Below are 15255 nucleotides of genomic sequence, written 5' to 3' on the forward strand. Positions count from 1 at the left end.
AACGTTTGCCGTCCACTCGAAACGGTGTGTGGCATGTTTGGCGAATCCCGTGGCGGTCGGGATGGAGGTGTCGTGACCAGCGAGGCTGTGGAAGCACCCGAGGGTGAGGACCGGGCACTGCTCGAGCGTCTCCGTGCGGGCGAGGATGCCGCGTTCGGTGAGTTGTTCTCCCGCCATTCCGCCGCCGTCCACCGGCTCGCGCTAGGGCTCGTCAACGACCGGGCCGAGGCCGACGACCTGACCGCGGAGGCGTTCTTCCGGGTCCTGCAGGCTATCCGGCGCGGGGCGGGGCCGGTCGACAACGTGCGTGGCTACCTGCTGATCGTGGCGCGGCGCGTGGCGTGGGAGTGGAGCCTGCGGCGCAAGGACGTGCCGGTCTCCGACGAGGAGCTGACGCACCGCGCGCCGTCGGACCCGGACACCACCGGGCAGTTCACGGAGCGCAACCTGATCCGCCGCGCGTTCACGTCGCTGCCGGAGCGGTGGCGGCGGGTGCTGTGGAAGATGGAGGTCGAGGGCGAGCGGCCGGCCGCGGTCGCCACGAACTTCGGGCTGTCACCCAACGCGACGGCCGCGCTCGCCCGCCGTGCCAGACAGGGGCTGCGTGCCGCCTACCTGCAGGCCCACCTCGCCTCGGAACGCAGTGCGGTCGGTTGCCGGTCGGTGCTGGAGAAGCTCGGGGCCTACACCGCGGGCACCACGTCGGGCATCGAGCGCCGCCGCATCCGGGCGCACCTGTCGACCTGCGCGGCGTGCACCGCCATGTACGCCGAGCTGCGGGACATCTTCGTCGGCCTCCGGCCGCACACCGGGCTCGCGGCGGTGCCCGTGATCGGTGCCGCGCTGTGGCAGCTCGGTGCGACCGTGAAGGGGCTGCTGGCCAGCACGAAGATCCAGATCGGCATCGCGGCCACGTCCGCGGCCGCGGTCGGGGCGCTCGGGTTCGCGTTCGTGCCGTGGGGTGGTGGCGGCGACGACGCCACGCCGGTCGACCTGGCGGGCAAGCGGGCCATCGAGACCGGGCTCGAACCGCGGCCGGTGGCGTCGTCGAGCACGGCCGACGTGCGGGAGGGCAGCCTGGACGGCTCGATCGAGCCGCCGGAGCGCGCCGAGACCGAGGACCGCGAGTACGACCGGGAGCACGGCGCGCAGGAAACGGACACACCCGTCACCCCCACGCCCACCACGTCGACACCGCCGTCCACCGGCGCGAGCGGTCCCCCAGGCGGTGACGGCGGCCGCAGCGACACCCCCGAGTCCACCGGGTCCACCGAGAACGAGACGTTCGACGAAAGCGCCCCGATCGTGTACCGCGAGACGACGGTCGAGACCTACAGCACCGAATACGAGGACTACACGCTCGTGGAGGAGACCACCACGGTCACCGAGGTGAACTCCCTGGACCAGACGAGGACCACCAGGTCGACGACCTCGTACACGGAGCCGAACGAGGGTGAGACGAACACCGTGAAGGCGAGCGAACCGCCACCAACCACCTGACCGGGCCCTGACAACGCCCCCCGCGATGCGCCATCATTGAAGTTGATGTTGCCGGCCGCCGGGAGGCGATCGAATGACGCGCGTTGTGCGCGGGGCTGACGGACGCATGTGGACCCTGCGCAGCGAGATGGAATGGCGCCAGCCCGCCACCGCCGACGACTTCGAGCACGACGTCACCGGTGGCAACCTGTCCGCGTACGTGCTGCTCGGGCTCGTGGTCGTGCTGGCCGTGGTGCTGGTGGTGGCGATCCCGGACGACGTCGTCGCGCCGTGGAGCAGCAAGATGCTGTGGCTCGGTCTGCTGATCGTGCTGGCGGTCCTGTTCTTCCCGGCCCGCTGGGCGCTGCGCAGGCCGTGGACGGTCGTCGCCGAGACCGGGGACAACGGCGAGGGTGAGCCGGAGGAGCGCTGGACGGGCACCATCCGCGGCATGTTCACCGTCCGCCAGCAGGTCAACCGCATCGCGAAGGACATCCAGCTCGACTCCCAGCCGGGGCTCGAGGGTCCGCTGCAACCCGTGGCGTAACCGCCGGAATCGGGCAAGACTGAGGCCGTGCCAGAACTACCCGAGGTCGAGGCGCTCGCACAGCACATCCGCGAGCACGGTGTGGGTCGCACCGTGACGCGGATCGACGTCGCCTCACTGTCCGTGTTGAAGACCGTCACCCCGCCGTGGACCGAGCTGCACGGCAGGGAGGTGACCGGCGCGACCAGACACGGCAAGTTCCTGGATGTCGAGATCGGAGACCTGCACCTGATCGTCCACCTGGCCCGCGCGGGCTGGCTGCGCTGGGCCGACACGCTGTCGGCCGCGCCACCGAAGCCGGGCAGGGGCCCGCTCGCGTTCCGCGTGCACCTCGGCCCACCCGGCCAGGGCCCCGGTTTCGACCTGACGGAGGCGGGCACGAAGAAGGGCCTGGCCGTGTGGATCGTGGCCGACCCGAACGAGGTGCCCGGCATCGCGGCGCTCGGCCCGGACGCGCTCGCGCTCACCCGTGACGAGTTCGTCACAGTGCTCTCCGGGCACACCGAGCGCCTGAAGAACGCGCTCACCACGCAGAAGATCATCGCGGGGATCGGCAACGCGTACTCCGACGAGATCCTCCACATGGCGAAGCTGTCGCCGTTCGCGACCGCCGGCAAGCTCGACGACGACCAGGTCGACCGGCTGTACGAGGCGATGCGCGAGATACTGACGAGCGCCGTGAGCAGGTCCGTCGGGCAGCACGCGGCGACGTTGAAGGGCGAGAAGCGGTCCGGGCTGCGGGTGCACGCCCGCACCGGCATGCCGTGCCCGGTCTGCGGGGACACCGTCCGCGAGGTGTCGTTCGCCGACAAGTCGTTCCAGTACTGCGCGACCTGTCAGACCGGCGGCAAGCCGCTCGCCGACCGCCGCATGTCGAGGTTGCTCAAATGACCCTCCCTTGCCACGGAGGGTGTCGTGGCCGGAGCATTGACGGGTGACCGACCTGTTGAACGAACGCACCATCTTCGGCGGGATCGCGATCCTCGTCGTCGCGGCGGTGTTCGCCTTCTGGATCCGGTCCCGCAAGTCCGACAACTCGGTCGACGACGCGGTGCTGGACGCCGTGCAGCGGTTGTCGAAGGCAGCGCCCGCCATGCGCAGCGGGCTCACCGAGGAAGCCGCTGACCAGGCCGCGAAGCACCTGGTGGAGATGCTCAAGTGCGTCGCCATCGGGATCACGGACGCGTCCGGGCACCTGCTGTCGTGGGACGGCGGGGCGAACGAGCACTACGCCGACCTGACCGGTGCGATCGACGTGGCGATCCGCAACGGCCAGCGCGCGCACATCCACCACACGAACCTGTCCTGCGCCCACCGCGGCCGCTGCCCGATGCGCACGGCGGTGATCGTGCCGCTGATCCCGGACGGCCAGGTGGAGGGCACCCTGATCGTGGTCGGCGGGGTCAACTCGAAGCGCCTGATCCGGGCCGCGGACGAGGTGGCGCAGTTCGTGTGCATCCAGCTGGAGCTGGCGAAGCTCGACGAGTCGAAGCAGCAGCTGGCGAAGGCCGAGGTGCGCATGCTGCGCGCCCAGATCTCGCCGCACTTCCTCTACAACGCGCTGAACTCGATCTCGTCGCTGATCCGCACCGACCCGGAGCGGGCCCGCGACCTGCTGCAGGAGTTCGCGGACTTCACCCGGTACTCCTTCCGCACGTCCGGCCAGTTCACGACGCTGGCCGAGGAGCTGCGCAACATCGACCGGTACCTGACGATCCAGAGCCAGCGCTACGCGGACCGGCTGAACGTGCGGATCAAGATCGCCCCCGAGGTGCTGTCGGTGGTGGTCCCGTTCCTGGTGCTCCAGCCGCTGGTGGAGAACGCCGTGCAGCACGGCCTGTCCCCGAAGCCGGGCGGCGGCACGGTCACGGTCGTGGCGCAGGACAACGGCAACGAGGCGCTGATCAGCGTGGAGGACGACGGCGTCGGCATGGACGCCGACCGCCTGTTCGCCGACCTGCGCGACGCGCACAAGACCGGCTCCCACGTCGGCATCGGCAACATCAACCAGCGCATGCGCCAGGTGTTCGGCGACGAGTACGCCCTGATGGCGGAGACGGCCCCGGGCGCGGGCATGAAGGTCATCCTGCGCGTCCCGAAGTTCTTCCCGGGCGTCCGTCCGGACCTCCCGAAGTTCGGCGAGGACGAGAAGACCGCCCAGACCACCGGCCCGGCACTGCCCTGAAAGACGCGTTCAGGCCAGTGGGCGGTCGCCGGGGCTGCGCCAGTGGACGCGGCCGTCGACGATGTCCGCGTCCAGGCCGGCCCAGTGCGGGTCCTGCGTCCAGCGGGCCACGGCCCCCGGCGTCTCGTCCAGATACGTCCCCCGGTCGACGGAACCGAACACCGACAGGCCCGGCCGCGCCCCCACGGACGCCAGCCGCCGTTCCACCCACGCGCGTGCCGCGGCGCACGACGCGAACTCCGCTACATCGATCTGGGACAGGTGCGACTCGTCGCCCATGCCGAGCCACCCCCGCCACCGCACTCGTGACCCCATATGGAACATGAGCGAGCGAGTCCGCCGCGGATACGTAGGGTGGTTCCATGAGTGTCACGGAAAAGCTGACCGCCCGTCTGCCCATCAACCGGGCCACGGCCAAACCCGTCGTCGCGGTGGTCAAGCTGCACGGCGTCATCACCCCGACCCCGTCGCCGCTGAGCCGGGGCACGATCAACATCAACACCGTCGAACAGGCCCTCACCAAGGCGTTCGACCACGACCGGTTGTCCGCGGTCGCGCTCGCGATCAACTCGCCGGGTGGCGCGCCGACGCAGTCCGCACTGGTGAGCGAGCGGATCCGGGAGCTGGCCGACCGCAAGAAGGTCCCGGTCATCGCCTTCTGCGAGGACGTGGCCGCGTCCGGCGGGTACTGGCTGGCGTGCGCGGCCGACGAGATCTACGCGCACTCGTCGTCGCTGATCGGCTCGATCGGCGTGGTCACCGCGGGGTTCGGGCTGAACGGGCTGCTGGAGCGGATCGGCGTCGACCGTCGCGTCTACACCGCTGGTGCGCACAAGGTGCGTCTCGACCCGTTCCGCCCGGAGAACGACGAGGACGTCGAGTGGCTGAAGGGTCTCCAGGCGCAGCTGCACGACCAGTTCGTGTCGTGGGTGAAGCAGCGCAGGGGTGACCGGCTGAACGACGGCGACGACCTGTTCACCGGTGAGGTGTGGACCGGTGCGAAGGCCGCCGAGCTGGGGCTGGTCGACGGTGTCGGCAACCTCCGCGCGGTGCTCACCAAGCGGTTCCCGGACGCGGAACTGTCCGTCGCCGAGCCGAAGCGCCCGCTGCTGGCCCGCCTCGGGCTGGGTGGTGCGACACAGTCACTGCTCACGGCCGTCGAGCATCGGGCAATCTGGTCGCGTTACGGTCTTTGATCGTGTCACCCACGCGGGTGACACCATGGACAGGCGACAGTTCCCATCGGCAAGATGCGGGTCACCGTGAGTACTTCACCCAACACCCCCGGTCTCGTCGTCCTCGCAGTGGACGACGAGAAAGACGGCATGGACCTGATGGTCGAACGGCTCGAGGCGAACCGCTACGTGCGGCGCGTCATCCAGGCCTTCGACGCGACCGAGGCGCTACGCGAGCTCGGTGGTGGCGACCCGGAGCTGACCGCGCGCCGCAACGCGGGCAAGCCGATCGTCGACGCGGTCTTCTCCGACCTGCGGATGCCCGGCCTGACCGGCATGGAGATGGCGAAGGTCCTCGCGGGCTTCAAGCCGTCGCCGGTGCTGGTGTTCATCACCGGGCACGGCGAGGGCAACGACGCGGTCGAGGCGTTCGACCTCGGTGCGGTCGACTTCATCCCGAAGCCCTGCGACCAGACCCGCATGGACCGCGCGGTGCAGCGGGTGATCTCCAAGCTGCGCGGCGACGGGCTGGTCGGCGAGGCGCCGCAGGTCGCGTCGGAACCGGCGGACGACGAGGTCATCCCGGTCGAGCTGGCGGGCAACACGAAGCTCATCCCGCGTTCTTCGGTGCGGTGGGTGGAGGCGCAGGGCGACTACGCGCGCCTGTTCACCACCGAGGGCTCGCACCTGGTGCGCATCCCGCTGTCGCAGCTGGAGGAGCGGTGGGAGAAGGCGGGTTTCGTCCGCATCCACCGCTCGTACCTGGTGCCGATCAACCTGATCACCGAGTTGCAGCTCGGCGGCAACGGCTACCACGTGGTCATCGGCGAGGAAGAGCGCAAGCTGCCGGTGAGCAGGCGGCACACGCGTGAGCTGAAGGACCGGATCGTGCGCCGCGGCGGTTTGTGAACGGAGCTTGCGGAGTGAACCATCAGGCGCAGGGCGACCGCGAGCGGCCGGACCGACCTGCGAGGGGCGGACGTGAGTAGGCACTCGGCCGGTCCTGGGCGGGACGAACAGGGGGCACGGCGGTCGTATTCCGAGCCGCCGACGAAACCCCGCCGCAAACGGGTGGTGCTGGCCGACTCCCGTGCCCCCGTCACCCGCCTGCGCACCGTCGACGAGCTGGAGGAACAGACCAGCTACGGCGAGGAGCTGGTGCGCCAGCTGATCCGCGCGCAGTTCAAGAAGGCCATGAGGTTCTGGCTGGGCACATTGGCGTTCTTTCTGGCGTTGCCCGCGTTGTTCTTCTTCCTCCCGCAGCTGTCACAGGTGACGGTCGCCGGTGTGCGACTTCCGTGGATCCTGCTGGGTTTGGTGCCGTTCCCGTTGTTGTTCGGGGTCGGGTACTGGTACAACGTGGTTGCCGAGCGGCAGGAACGCGACTTCGTCGCGATGGTCGAGAAGTAACAGAGGGCCGGTGAGCGCGAATATCTGGGCACTTTCCGGTGCCTGTGCGGTCATCTTCGCGACGTTCTACATCGGCTGGCGCTCGTCCCGCACCGCCAGTACCGCGCAGGATTTCCTCGTCGCTCGCCGCACGGTGCGGTCCCGGCGCAACGCCGCCGCGGTCTCCGGCGAGTACCTGTCCGCCGCGTCGTTCCTGGGTGTCGCCGGTCTGGTGCTGAAGGACGGCGCGGACGCGCTCTGGTACCCGATCGGTTTCACGGCGGGCTATCTGGCGCTGATGCTGTTCGTCGCCGCGCCGCTGCGCCGGTCCGGCGCCTACACGCTGCCGGACTTCTGCGAGGCGCGGCTCGGTTCGCGTGCCCTGCGTGGCCTGGCCGCGGTGTTCGTGGTGTTCATCGGGATCCTGTACGTGGTCCCGCAGCTGCAGCTGGCCGGCGAGACGCTGGCGAGCATCCTGCCGGTGCCGACGTGGGTCGGCGCGACCGTGGTGACGGTCGTGGTGATCGTCAACGTGTTCGGCGGCGGGATGCGCGCGATCACGGTGGTGCAGGCGTTCCAGTACTGGTTGAAGCTGTTCGCGATCGCCGCGCCGACGTTCGTGATGTGCCTGCTGTTCATCGGCAGCGGCGGCGTGCGCGACGGCCAGACGACGACGCTGACCGAGGCGCTGCCGCCGACGTTCACGAGCGCCACCACGGTCGACGTGAAGACCCCGGTGCTGCTGCAGGTCGACGACCCGGTGTGGCTGAGCGCCCGCGGCGAGGTCGACGGCGCGCCCGCGGCGGGCACGGTGCTGTGGCCGCCCGGCACGCACGAGGTCAGCGCGGGCACCACGTTGCACTTCTCGAAGGGCTCGTCCGTCCCTGTGGTGGTCGGCGCCCCGGTGGACAACGCGAGCTGGCTCGCGCCCGCGTCGAGCACGGGTGACCTGTTCACCACGTACTCGCTGATCCTGGCCCTGTTCCTGGGCACGATGGGCCTGCCGCACGTGCTGGTCCGCTTCTACACCAACCCGGACGGCAGGGCCGCGCGCAGAACAACCCTGCACGTCCTGCTGCTGCTGTCGCTGTTCTACCTGTTCCCGATCATGCTGGGCGCGTTGTCGCGGCTGTACGTGCCGGAGCTGCTGGTCACCGGCGAGACCGACGCGGCGGTGCTGAGACTGCCGGCGGGCATCGCACCGGGGCTCCTCGGCGACATCCTCGGCGCGGTGATCACGGCGGGCGCGTTCGCCGCGTTCCTGTCGACGTCGTCGGGCCTGGTCGTGAGCGTGTCCGGGGTGCTGTCGACGGACGTGCTGCGTGGCCGGGTGCGCGACTTCCGCTTCGCCACGGCGGTCGCGGGCGGCGTGCCGCTGGTGCTCGCGATCGCGGTGCGGCAGTCGGACATCTCGCTGACCGTGGGCATGTCGTTCGCGCTGGCCGCGTCGACGTTCTGCCCGATCCTGCTGCTGGGTGTGTGGTGGCGCAAGCTCACCTGGGTGGGCGCCGCCGCGGGCATGGTCGTCGGCGGCGGCCTGGTGCTGACCGCGTTGGTGGTCAGCACGGTCAGCCGCCTGACCGGCAACTGGGCGCCGGGCGTCTTCAGCCAGCCCGCGCTGATCACGGCCCCGGTCGCGTTCCTCACGGTGCTGATCGTCAGCAAGGCGACCTCGGCGAAGATCCCCGCGGACGTGGCGCAGATCCGCCTGCGCATGCACGCCCCGGACAACCTCGGCCTCACCCGTGACCGGGCGGTGGCGAGCTTTGGCACGGCGGAGGAACGGTCCCGTCTGGCGGACGGCCGCCACCGCAAGGAGCTGTGACGCGGCTCACTGAGCGCCGGTACAACCTCTGGGAGCCGACGGCGTGTTCCAGGTATGGATGTGAGCGCGGAGCCGGTCGCCCCGAGCCTCGAGGCCGTGCTTGAGCAGCAGTGGATGCCGCTGGTCCGGATGGCCGCGCTGCTGTCCGGCGACGCCGAGACAGCGCGGGACGTCGTGCAGGACTGCTACGAGGCGGTGTGGCGCCTGCGCCCCGACCTCGGCGACGTCGAGCACGTCGTCGCGTACCTGCGCAGAGCCGTGATCAACCGGTCGCGGTCCAGGTTGCGGCGGCTGCGCACGGTCCGCCGGTTCCTCGCCCAGGCGCGGCCGCCCGCCGACGCGCCGCCCGCCGACCGCGAACTGCTCGTCGCCGAGCGGCATCGCGAGCTGCTCAGCCACGTGGAACGCCTGCCCGCGCGCCAGCGCGAGGTGATCGTGCTCCGTTACTACTGCGGTCTCTCCGAGGCGGAGACGGTCGCCGTGACCGGTGTTTCCGCGGGCACCGTGAAGTCGTCCGCCCATCACGCACTCGCCACCCTCCGCCGGAACCTGAAGGACCTCTCCGATGAACGCTGACCTCGAAGACGCCCTCACCGAGGCACTGCGCGCCAAGGCGGACGCGGTGCCGCCCACGCCCATGCCGAGGCTCGGCGCGCCCGTGCGGCGCCCGCTGCTGGTGCCGGTCGCGGCCGCCGTGGTCGCAGGCGCGGTCGGCACGGCCGCGTTCCTGTTCGTGCCCCGCGACGAGCAGGCGCCACCGGCCGCCGTGACGACGACGGTGGTGCCCGCGGAGAGCGGCGTCCACTACTCGCTGCGCCTGTCCGCGCTCGGCGCGGGCGGGATCATCCGGGAGACGCAGCTGTGGCAGGAGCGGGAGCGGACCGGTGCGTGGCGCCAGAAGGTGGTCGACGGCACGTCGATCGAGAACGGCCGGGTCGTGCCCGGTCCCGGCCGCGTCGACGCCCCGGACGGCGGAGACTGCTACCCGTCCTTCACGACGACCGAGCCGCCGTGCACCACGCCCGCGTCGTGGATGAACTTCACGGTGGACTTCCTCGCGTCGGCGTCCCGCGACCCGGCGACGATCGCCGCGCAGCTGCACGCGGAGGCGGCCGAGGTGAGTGCCGACCTGGCGCCGGTCCTCGAACTGCGCACGATCGGCCTGGTGCTGGGGAGCAACGGCGTGCCCGCGGACCTGCCGAGCGCGTTGCGGGAGGTCGTCGCCGGGCTGCCGGGCGTCCAGGTGGTCGAGGGCATGGCCGACCTGACCGGCCGGACGGGCACCGGCTACCGCCTGCCCCACCCGGGCGGCGAGGTGGCCGTGATCTTCGACGACGACGACCGCTACCTCGGCTCCCCGACGGAGGCCGTGCGGCACGGCGTCGCGCCCGGTCTCGGCGCGCCGCCGTCCCGCATGTTCGACTGACGCCAAGCAGCGCTTCCGCCATTAACATCTACGCGAGCCCGATCGCGGACGATGGGAGCCCGGATGGCGGTGTCAGTGCTCGGCATGGCACGCCACATCGCGGACGAGCTGAAGGACGGCCTGTCCGGCGCGGGCGTGCGGACGGCGGCCCGCGGGCTGCGCAGGCTGCTCGACGCCGACTTCGTGGCGCTGGCCGACCTGTCCGGCCGTGCGGTGTGGGCGCCTGACGAGCCGCCGTTCTACGCGGACGCGAACGCCCTGGTCGAACGGGTGCTGCACAGCGAGAACCGCGCGGGCCGGTCCCCTCTGGTGGCGGTGCCGCTGCACGTGAACCGCGAGCTGGCGGGTGTGATGGTGGTGGCGGGCGCGTCGCGGCGGGCGGCGGTGCGTGAGGCGGCGCGGTGGGTCGTCGAGGCGCTCGAGCGGGGCAGGCTGGAGTCGTCGGCGGAACAGGCGGCGCAGGCCGAGCTGCGGGCGCTGCGGGCGGAGATCTCCCCGCACTTCGTCTACAACGCGCTCACGGTGATCGCCGCGCTGGTGAGCTCCGAACCGGACCGGTCGCGTGAGCTGATGCTCGACTTCGCCGACTACATCCGGTACAGCCTGGCGAAACACGGCGAGTACACGACGGTCGCGGACGAGTTCCACGCGATCGAGACGTACCTGGCGCTGCAGCGCGCGGTGCTGGGGGAGCGGCTGCAAGTGCAGGTCCGGGTGGCACCGGAGGTGCTCGCGGTGGCGCTGCCGTACCTGGTGCTGCAGCCTTTGGTGGAGAACGCCGTCCGTCACGGCATCGAGCCGCGTGCGGGCACCGGGCACGTGCAGCTGCGCGGCGAGGCGGAAGGGAACGACTGCGTGATCAGTGTCGAGGACGACGGGGTCGGCATGGACCCGGCGCTGGCGGAGTCGATCCTGGCCGGTCGGGGCGGCGCGGACAGCGTCGGGCTGGCGAACGTGGACCGGCGGCTCCGCAGTGTCTACGGGCCCTGGTACGGGCTGGTCGTGGAGACCGCGGTCGGCGAGGGAACCCGTGTGGTGGTGCGGATCCCGAGATTCCAACCGGGAGTGATGCCGGGATGACGGCTGGCCTTTCCGTGCTCGCGGTCGACGACGTGCCGCCCGCGCTGGCGGAACTGTGCCGCCTGCTGAACGAGAACCCGGACGTGTCGGACGTGGCGAGCGCGGGCGACGCGCTGTCGGCACTGCGCATGATCCAGAACGGCCGCTACGACGCGGTGTTCCTGGACATCGCGATGCCGGGCCTCGACGGCATGGAGCTCGCCAGCCTGTTGTCCCGCATGAACGAGGCGCCGGTGATCGTGTTCGTGACCGCGTACGAACAGCACGCGGTGGCGGCGTTCGGCATCGGCGCCGTGGACTACCTGCTGAAACCCGTCCGTGCGGAGCGGCTCGCGGAGGCGCTGGCGCGGGTGAACCGCGTGATCCCGGACGCGCGTCCCGCCCCGGAGGGGCCGGACGCGATGGCCGCGCTGCCGGTGGAGTCGGACGGCCGGACCAGGTACGTCCGCCGCACGGACGTGCACTACGTCGAGGCGCACGGCGACTACGTGCGCCTGCACGCGGTGTCGGGAGTGCACGAGGTGCGGATGCCGATCTCGCGGCTGGAGGAGTACTGGGAGCCAGCGGGTTTCCTCCGTGTGCACCGCGGTTTCCTGGTGGCACTGGCGGCGGTCCGCGAGCTGCGGAGCGACTCGGTGGGCGGTCTGCTGGCGCACACGGACCTGGGTGACGTGCCCGTGTCCCGCCGCTGCGCCCGCGTACTGCGCGAGAAGCTGCTGGCGGCGGCGAAGTCCGGCCAACTGGGCCGCCGGTAATGCCCGGGCACAAGCGCATCGCGGTGATGAGCCCGCAGACTCGCCTGGCCCACTCGCGGCGGCGGGCCAGAGGCCGTTGGCGCGTCCCGAAACTCGACGGCCCGGACGCGGAGCGGGCGGTGGAACTGCACCGCCGCCAACTGCGGCTGGCGCTGGCCCCGCTGGCGTTCCTGTTCGCGGGCGTCGCGGGCCTGCCGCTGCTGTTCGCCGTCTTCCCGGCGCTGGACGACATCCGCGTCCTCGGCATCCCGGTCTCGTGGCTGGCGCTGGCTTTCCTCCCGTACCCGGCACTGACCCTCCTGGCGGGCTGGCAACTCCGCAGAGCAGAAAAAGCGGAAGACCACCCATGACCACCCCCGAAACCCCGCGAGTCGCGCGCGCGAACACACCGAACCACGTTTTCGTGCAGAAAGTTGTCCACAGCCGCACCGGTTATCCACAACCGGACCGCGCGCACCCCGCGATGTCACCCCCACCCGGTAGGCTGGCATGGCGGGTGGCCCCCGGGATCGGGTGGGGGTTGGGGTTACGTCCTGGGGGCGGGGCGGTTTTGCGTTCTGCCGGGGGCGGTGCTGCGAAAGGGCTTTTCACAGCACGGGGTGTGCGGGGGCGCGCGTGATTCTCGCGTTCGCGGTGGCGCCCGTCGTCCTCATCACGTTGCTCATCGGGCTTCGTGGGGTCGCGGCCATGCGCACCACGTCCGACTTTCTCGTTGCCTCCCGGCGGGTTTCGCCGCTCCTCAACTCCGCCGCCGTGTCCGGCGAGTACCTCTCCGCCGCGTCGTTCCTCGGCGTGGCGGGCCTCGTCGTCAAGGACGGGATCGGCGCGCTCTGGTACCCGGTCGGTTTCACCGCCGGCTACATCGCGATGCTCGTGCTCGTCGCCGCGCCCATGCGGCGGTCCGGGGCGCTGACCGTGCCCGACTTCGCCGAGGCACGCCTCAACTCACCGGCCCTCCGGCGCGTCACCGCGGCCGTCATCCTCGTCATCGGGGGCCTCTACCTCGTGCCCCAGTTCCGCACGGCCGGGCTGGTGCTGTCCGCGGTCAGCGACACGCCCTACTGGGTCGGTGTCGTCATCGCGGGCTCCGGGGTCGCGATCACGCTCGCCCTCGGCGGCATGCGCGCCGCCACCTACGTGCAGGCCTTCCAGTTCGTGCTCAAGCTCGTCCTGTTCATCGTCCCCGCCGTGTGGTTGCTCTTCCAGGTGGGCCCGCAGGTCCGCGACGAGGCCGTCCACCCCGTCGAGTTCACCACCTTCCGCGAGGACACCGCCGTCCACTTCCGCATCGGGACCATCCTCGAGCGCGACGGCGAGCGCTGGGAGGTCCCGCAGGGCGCGGTCGTCCAGTTCGACAAGGGTGACCCGGTGCCCGAGGTCGTCGGCGAGGCACGGCCCGGCGGCACCGGCTGGGGACGGCCCCTGCTCGACCTCGCCGACGCGGGCCACCCGCTGCTCAGCACCTGGGCCCTGACCGTCGCCCTCGCGCTCGGGACCATGGGGCTGCCGCACGTGATCATGCGGTTCCACACCAGCCCCGACGGCCGCGCCGCACGCCGCACCGCCGCCTTCACGGTCGGGCTGCTCAGCATCTTCTACCTGTTCCCCGGCATCTACGGCGTGCTCGGCCGCGTGCTCGTCCCGCAGCTCTACCTCTCGGGCGCCACCGACACCGCCGTCGTCGCCCTTCCCGCACAGGTCGACGAGGGCTGGCCCGGCAGCACCTTCACCGCCCTGCTCACCGGCGGCGCGTTCGCGGCGTTCCTCGCCACGTCGCTCGGGTTGCTGCTGGTGGTGTCCGGCGCCATCTCCTACGACCTGCTGCCCGGCGGTCTCCGCCGCCTCCGCGTCACCGTCGTACTGGCGGCCGCCGTCGTGGTTCTTCTTGCCCTGCAAGCGATCCGGTTGGACGCCGGTGTGCTCGTCACCTGGGCGTTCACGGTCGCCGCGTCCACGTTCTGCCCGTTGCTCGTACTCGGCATCTGGTGGTCACGGCTCACGGTCGCCGGTGCGATGTCCGGTGTGCTCGTCGGGTTGTTCGCCTCGTCGGGCGCGATCTCGGGTGCCTTGTTCGGGCTGCCGGTGACGGGCTGGCTCGCCATCCTCGTCGCACAGCCCGCGCCGTGGTCGGTGCCGCTGGCGTTCCTGACCATGGTCGTCGTGTCGCTGCGTGGGCGGCCGCCGTCGTGGGCGCGGACGGCCATGTTGCGCCTGCACCTCAACGAGAACCGCGACCAGACGGCCGCCGACCGGTTGCGGGCGTTGCGGGCGGGTGCTCAGTCCTCCCAGACGAGTCGCAACCGAAAAGTCGTGCCGTAGCGGCGCAGTGCGCTTTCCGCGTTCGAGTGCAGTCCGAAAACCGTCTGATTGGTGACAGGGTTGCGGCAATAGGTCACGGCTTCCTGCTCGCGGGCGGTCGTGATCTGCATTCCCCACGCGAACACGTCGGCCTCGTTCTCGGCGTTGACCAGTGTGAAGAGTCGTCCTTTCATGAAAACCCAGTGTCCTGATGGACTCGCCAGCACTGGGTTTCCCATTCCTGGGTCCGGCTGCTGCGATCATGAGTCGTGGCCACACGAGCACCGTTCCTGCGGCGGCGGTTGGGACGCCGGTTGCGGGAGATCCGCGAAGGCGCCGACCTCACGCTGGCCGAGGCCGCGAAGCGCCTGGACAAGACCCGCAGTTCCCTGCAGCGCATCGAAACCGGCATCACCCGCGCGGACGTGCATTTCGTGCGTTCCGCCATGGACATCTACGACCACTACGACGACACCCTCATCGCCGAGGCGCGCGAAGCGGCGAAGCCGCCGTGGTTTCGCGCCTACGGAATCAAGGACATGGGCTACGTCGACGTTGAAACCCACGCCGCGTCGGTTCGAGAATTCTCCGGCCTGAAACTGCCGGGCCTTCTGCACACGGAGTCCTACATCCGCGCGTCCTTCGCGCACAGTCGTCGCAGGCGTACAGCAGAGGAACTGCACAACGACATAGAGATCCGCCTGATCCGCCAAGAACGGCTCACCAGCGAACGTGATCCCCTGGAAATGACGGCGATCATCGACGAGTCGGCCCTTCGTCGTGACGTCGGCGGTCCGAAGGTGATGCGCGAGCAGTTGCAACACCTGATCGAGGTGGCCGGGTTGCCCGCCGTCACCCTCCAAGTACTACCACTCAAGGCACACAGCGCCCTCGACGGAGGATTCGTATTGCTGTCGTTCCTTGATCGGGACGAGCCGGACTTGCTCTACGTCGAATACGTCACGGGAGCCCTTCACATTGAGGACAATGACGAGGTTCGGGCCTGTAGACTCAAGTTCGATCGGCTGGGCGTGGAAGCACTGAGCCCTGATGACTCGGTCGCGCTGATCACGCGCATCAGCCAAGAACGATAGAG

17 protein-coding genes are annotated in these 15255 nt (G+C 70.4%); 15 read left to right on the forward strand and 2 right to left on the reverse strand.

What is annotated here, in order from left to right:
- Positions 1–72 precede the first annotated feature (72 nt).
- The 4 genes from ACIBVP_RS14015 to ACIBVP_RS14030 all read left to right on the forward strand — a co-directional run bounded on the left by ACIBVP_RS14015 (position 73) and on the right by ACIBVP_RS14030 (position 4211).
- A complete protein-coding gene (locus ACIBVP_RS14015) occupies positions 73–1500 on the forward strand; it encodes a sigma-70 family RNA polymerase sigma factor (protein ID WP_396106496.1) in 1428 nt (475 codons plus the stop codon).
- A gap of 73 nt (positions 1501–1573) precedes the next feature.
- Positions 1574–2026: a DUF983 domain-containing protein gene (locus tag ACIBVP_RS14020; protein ID WP_396106497.1), complete on the forward strand. Its 453-nt coding sequence runs from the start codon at positions 1574–1576 to the stop codon at positions 2024–2026.
- Positions 2027–2053: 27 nt separating this feature from the next.
- The gene (locus ACIBVP_RS14025) at positions 2054–2917 is read left to right on the forward strand and encodes an Fpg/Nei family DNA glycosylase (protein ID WP_396106498.1); all 864 of its coding nucleotides are present in this window, start codon (positions 2054–2056) and stop codon (positions 2915–2917) included.
- Between the two features lie 43 nt (positions 2918–2960).
- Positions 2961–4211, forward strand: a complete 1251-nt coding sequence (locus ACIBVP_RS14030) for a histidine kinase (protein WP_396106499.1) — start codon at positions 2961–2963, stop codon at positions 4209–4211.
- Between the two features lie 9 nt (positions 4212–4220).
- Here ACIBVP_RS14030 and ACIBVP_RS14035 read toward each other — a convergent pair whose 3' ends face one another.
- Positions 4221–4490 (reverse strand): hypothetical protein, encoded by a 270-nt coding sequence (locus ACIBVP_RS14035; RefSeq protein WP_396106500.1) that lies wholly within the window; start codon positions 4488–4490, stop codon positions 4221–4223.
- An 83-nt stretch (positions 4491–4573) separates the two neighbouring features.
- On the opposite strand from ACIBVP_RS14035, the gene ACIBVP_RS14040 reads away from it, so the two are divergent.
- The 10 genes from ACIBVP_RS14040 to ACIBVP_RS14085 all read left to right on the forward strand — a co-directional run bounded on the left by ACIBVP_RS14040 (position 4574) and on the right by ACIBVP_RS14085 (position 14180).
- Positions 4574–5407: a S49 family peptidase gene (locus ACIBVP_RS14040; protein ID WP_396106501.1), complete on the forward strand. Its 834-nt coding sequence runs from the start codon at positions 4574–4576 to the stop codon at positions 5405–5407.
- 54 nt (positions 5408–5461) lie between these two features.
- Complete coding sequence (locus ACIBVP_RS14045; protein WP_396106502.1) at positions 5462–6295, forward strand: LytR/AlgR family response regulator transcription factor; 834 nt, start codon at positions 5462–5464, stop codon at positions 6293–6295.
- A 72-nt stretch (positions 6296–6367) separates the two neighbouring features.
- Complete coding sequence (locus ACIBVP_RS14050) at positions 6368–6796, forward strand: hypothetical protein (RefSeq protein ID WP_396106503.1); 429 nt, start codon at positions 6368–6370, stop codon at positions 6794–6796.
- Positions 6797–6806: 10 nt separating this feature from the next.
- Positions 6807–8600, forward strand: a complete 1794-nt coding sequence (locus ACIBVP_RS14055) for a cation acetate symporter (RefSeq protein ID WP_396106504.1) — start codon at positions 6807–6809, stop codon at positions 8598–8600.
- Between the two features lie 96 nt (positions 8601–8696).
- Complete coding sequence (locus ACIBVP_RS14060; RefSeq protein WP_396106505.1) at positions 8697–9176, forward strand: RNA polymerase sigma factor; 480 nt, start codon at positions 8697–8699, stop codon at positions 9174–9176.
- On the forward strand, positions 9166–10026 hold the full coding sequence (locus ACIBVP_RS14065) for a hypothetical protein (protein WP_396106506.1): 861 nt from the start codon (positions 9166–9168) through the stop codon (positions 10024–10026). The genes ACIBVP_RS14060 and ACIBVP_RS14065 overlap by 11 nt, the downstream gene beginning before the upstream one ends.
- A gap of 63 nt (positions 10027–10089) precedes the next feature.
- A complete protein-coding gene (locus ACIBVP_RS14070; protein ID WP_396106507.1) occupies positions 10090–11106 on the forward strand; it encodes a sensor histidine kinase in 1017 nt (338 codons plus the stop codon).
- Positions 11103–11861, forward strand: a complete 759-nt coding sequence (locus tag ACIBVP_RS14075; protein ID WP_396106508.1) for a LytR/AlgR family response regulator transcription factor — start codon at positions 11103–11105, stop codon at positions 11859–11861. Before ACIBVP_RS14070 ends, ACIBVP_RS14075 begins: the two co-directional genes overlap by 4 nt.
- A gap of 26 nt (positions 11862–11887) precedes the next feature.
- Positions 11888–12211 (forward strand): hypothetical protein, encoded by a 324-nt coding sequence (locus tag ACIBVP_RS14080; protein ID WP_396106509.1) that lies wholly within the window; start codon positions 11888–11890, stop codon positions 12209–12211.
- A 265-nt stretch (positions 12212–12476) separates the two neighbouring features.
- On the forward strand, positions 12477–14180 hold the full coding sequence (locus ACIBVP_RS14085; protein ID WP_396106510.1) for a cation acetate symporter: 1704 nt from the start codon (positions 12477–12479) through the stop codon (positions 14178–14180).
- On the opposite strand, the gene ACIBVP_RS14090 is transcribed toward ACIBVP_RS14085, so the two are convergent.
- On the reverse strand, positions 14138–14353 hold the full coding sequence (locus ACIBVP_RS14090; RefSeq protein WP_396106511.1) for a hypothetical protein: 216 nt from the start codon (positions 14351–14353) through the stop codon (positions 14138–14140). The genes ACIBVP_RS14085 and ACIBVP_RS14090 overlap by 43 nt on opposite strands.
- 75 nt (positions 14354–14428) lie before the next feature.
- Between ACIBVP_RS14090 and ACIBVP_RS14095 the strand changes: the two genes are divergently transcribed.
- Positions 14429–15253: a Scr1 family TA system antitoxin-like transcriptional regulator gene (locus ACIBVP_RS14095; protein ID WP_396106512.1), complete on the forward strand. Its 825-nt coding sequence runs from the start codon at positions 14429–14431 to the stop codon at positions 15251–15253.
- Positions 15254–15255 lie beyond the last annotated feature (2 nt).

The organism is Actinophytocola sp. NPDC049390 (assembly GCF_044466355.1).
GTDB lineage: Bacteria > Actinomycetota > Actinomycetes > Mycobacteriales > Pseudonocardiaceae > Actinophytocola.

Excerpts from the sequence above, each read along its gene's own strand:
- ACIBVP_RS14045 (WP_396106502.1), top strand. The coding sequence starts at position 5,462 with ATGCGGGTCACCGTGAGTACTTCACCCAACACCCCCGGTCTCGTCGTC.
- ACIBVP_RS14090 (WP_396106511.1), bottom strand. The coding sequence starts at position 14,353 with ATGAAAGGACGACTCTTCACACTGGTCAACGCCGAGAACGAGGCCGAC.
- ACIBVP_RS14080 (WP_396106509.1), top strand. The coding sequence starts at position 11,888 with ATGAGCCCGCAGACTCGCCTGGCCCACTCGCGGCGGCGGGCCAGAGGC.
- ACIBVP_RS14035 (WP_396106500.1), bottom strand. The coding sequence starts at position 4,490 with ATGGGCGACGAGTCGCACCTGTCCCAGATCGATGTAGCGGAGTTCGCG.
- ACIBVP_RS14075 (WP_396106508.1), top strand. The coding sequence starts at position 11,103 with ATGACGGCTGGCCTTTCCGTGCTCGCGGTCGACGACGTGCCGCCCGCG.
- ACIBVP_RS14065 (WP_396106506.1), top strand. The coding sequence starts at position 9,166 with ATGAACGCTGACCTCGAAGACGCCCTCACCGAGGCACTGCGCGCCAAG.
- ACIBVP_RS14040 (WP_396106501.1), top strand. The coding sequence starts at position 4,574 with ATGAGTGTCACGGAAAAGCTGACCGCCCGTCTGCCCATCAACCGGGCC.
- ACIBVP_RS14020 (WP_396106497.1), top strand. The coding sequence starts at position 1,574 with ATGACGCGCGTTGTGCGCGGGGCTGACGGACGCATGTGGACCCTGCGC.
- ACIBVP_RS14070 (WP_396106507.1), top strand. The coding sequence starts at position 10,090 with ATGGCGGTGTCAGTGCTCGGCATGGCACGCCACATCGCGGACGAGCTG.